The 655-nt window shown below is 57.3% G+C and carries 1 pseudogene; it reads right to left on the reverse strand.

Annotation, left to right across the window (positions count from 1 at the left end):
• Window positions 1-655, reverse strand: a pseudogene (locus PQQ36_RS22505) (hypothetical protein); the annotation flags it as partial.

Here is a 655-nt window from a genome sequence, read left to right on the forward strand (position 1 = left end):
TATCCACGCCTTGCGTATCTTCTGCGACACCCGATGCGTTGCCCGCAACGTCGGTCACTTGCGCCGTCACTTTCACGCCTGTCGCATCTGCCGGCACTGTCACCTCAACGGTGTAGCCGTTGTCCAGCATCTCTTGGGTCACCTTGCCGTTGAACAGCTCAGTGCCATTGCCATCTTTGATGACCAAGATGTCGTCCACTTTCGTACCATCGGCCAGCGTCACTTTCGCGCTCACTGTGCCATCAGCACCGATTTCATCTTGGTTGTAGACGCCATCCGCACCCATGCCTTGGAACTCAACCGTTGGCGTCGGCGCATCCACGTTATCCACGCCTTGCGTATCTTCTGCGACACCCGATGCGTTGCCCGCAACGTCGGTCACTTGCGCCGTCACTTTCACGCCTGTCGCATCTGCCGGCACTGTCACCTCAACGGTGTAGCCGTTGTCCAGCATCTCTTGGGTCACCTTGCCGTTGAACAGCTCAGTGCCATTGCCATCTTTGATGACCAAGATGTCGTCCACTTTCGTACCATCGGCCAGCGTCACTTTCGCGCTCACTGTGCCATCAGCACCGATTTCATCTTGGTTGTAGACGCCATCCGCACCCATGCCTTGGAACTCAACCGTTGGCGTCGGCGCATCCACGTTATCCAC

This window comes from Vibrio sp. CCUG 15886 (assembly GCF_028570825.1).
In the GTDB taxonomy this organism is placed as follows: Bacteria; Pseudomonadota; Gammaproteobacteria; order Enterobacterales; family Vibrionaceae; genus Vibrio; species Vibrio vulnificus_B.